Below are 1,887 nucleotides of genomic sequence, written 5' to 3' on the forward strand. Positions count from 1 at the left end.
GCTCGTCTCGCGGAACCGCCGTGCCCCAGAGCGCATCGCACGCGACCAGTGCGGCCGCGGCATCCGCCGACCCACCGCCCATGCCGCCCGCGATCGGAACGTGCTTCTCGATCTCGAGGCGCACGCCCCCCGCATAGCCCACGTGCGTCGCGAGCAGCCGCGCCGCGCGCAGCGCGAGGTTCGTCTCGTCGACCGGCAGCCCTGAGCAGTCGATGGGTCCGCGGAACGAGACGCTGAAGTCGGACGACTCGCTCGCGTACACCTCTTCGTACAGGCTCACCGCCTGATATGCCGTCGCGACCTCGTGGTAGCCGTCGGCCATCACCTCGCCGACGCCGAGATAGACGTTGATCTTGCCGGGCGCGCGCACGTGCACGCGCGCGTCCCGCCCGGTCTCAGTCGCCTCAGTCACGCGTCACCCCCAGCCCCCGCGCGATCGCGATGAACGCCGCCACATCGAGCTCCTCGCCGCGGGCGGTCGGCGGGCTGCCTGCCGCTTCCAGGGCGGCGGATGCCTCGGCCGAACCCCCGAACACGCCGGAGAGCGACTGGCGCAGCATCTTCCGCCGCTGCTGGAAGGCGGCGTCGACGACGGCGAAGGTGCGGCGGCGCAGCGCCTCGTCGCCCGGCGCCTCGCCCTTCTCGAAGGCAACGAGAATCGAGTCGACGTTCGGCACCGGCCAGAACACCTGCCGGCTGACATTGCCCGCGGTGCGCCAACGGCCGTACCAGGCGGCCTTCGCGCTCGGCGCGCCGTAGACCTTCGAGCCGGGGGCGGCGGCGATGCGCTCGCCCACCTCGGCCTGCACCATCACGACGCCGGAGCGCAGCGACGGCACCCTCTCGAGCAGGTGCAGCAGCACCGGCACCGAGACGTTGTACGGCAGGTTCGCCACGAGGCGGGTCGGCTCCCCCGGCAGCGCGTCGACGGTCAGCGCGTCCTGGTGCAGGACCGTGAGCCTCGCGGCCGCATCCGCCCCGAGCTGCGCCTCGACCGTGTGCGGCAGCTGCGCGGCGAGCCGGCCGTCGATCTCGACGGCGACGACGTTCGCCCCGGCCTCGAGCAGCCCGAGCGTCAGCGACCCGAGCCCCGGGCCGACCTCGACGACCGTGTCGCCCGCCTGCACCTCGCCGACGCGGACGATGCGGCGCACGGTGTTCGCGTCGTGGACGAAGTTCTGGCCGAGCTTCTTGGTCGGGGTCACGTCGAGCAGCTCGGCGAGGTCGCGCACCTCTGCCGGGCCGAGCAGTCCCTGGCTCACGCGCCGGCCCCCGCGCCGTCGCCCACGAGCGCCTCGAGCTCTGCGTCCCACGAGCCGTAGACCGTCTCGGCGTTGGCCGCGAGCTGCGCGGCGAGCTCGTCGACGGGCATGCCGAGCGTCTCGGCCATGAGGCGCACCGTGTGGGGCACCAGATAGGGGGCGTTCGGGCGGCCGCGATAGGGCGTGGGCGTCAGGTACGGGGCATCCGTCTCGACCGTGATCAGATCGCGCGGCACGACGGCGAGCGCCTCACGCAGTGCGGGCGCGTTCTTGAACGTGACGGTGCCCGCGAACGAGAGCACCCAGCCGTGCTCCGCCGCCAGCCGCGCCAGTCGCGCATCGCCCGAGAAGCAGTGGAACACGGTGCGCCGGGGCGCCCCGACCCGCAGCAGCGTCGCGACCACCTCGTCGTGGGCGTCGCGGTCGTGGATCTGCAGAGCGAGACCGTGCCGCTTCGCGATGTCGATGTGCGCCTCGAAGCTCTGGAACTGCGCTGCGCGGCCCGGCTCGTCGGTGCGGAAGAAGTCGAGCCCGGTCTCGCCGACGGCGCGCACGCGCGGGCGAGCGGCGAGCTCGTCGATCGTCGCTAGGGCGTCGTCGAGGGCGCCGGATGCCGCGAGCTCGG

Annotated in this window: 3 protein-coding genes; all 3 read right to left on the reverse strand. The window is 73.3% G+C overall.

Translation table 11 applies throughout. The annotated features are described in order from the left end of the window. Positions 1-322, reverse strand: a 322-nt coding sequence (locus tag ACM2XV_RS14900) for a GHMP family kinase ATP-binding protein (protein ID WP_487027504.1), incomplete at its 3' end; no start/stop codon positions are given. An 82-nt stretch (positions 323-404) separates the two neighbouring features. Further along, on the reverse strand, positions 405-1,262 hold the full coding sequence (rsmA, locus tag ACM2XV_RS14905) for a 16S rRNA (adenine(1518)-N(6)/adenine(1519)-N(6))-dimethyltransferase RsmA (protein ID WP_487027502.1): 858 nt from the start codon (positions 1,260-1,262) through the stop codon (positions 405-407). Beyond that, the coding region (locus ACM2XV_RS14910) for a TatD family hydrolase (protein WP_487027503.1) at positions 1,259-1,887 on the reverse strand (629 nt) is incomplete at its 5' end. The genes rsmA and ACM2XV_RS14910, both read right to left, overlap by 4 nt.

The sequence above is a fragment of the Gryllotalpicola sp. CP2-P1 genome, from assembly GCF_057512245.1.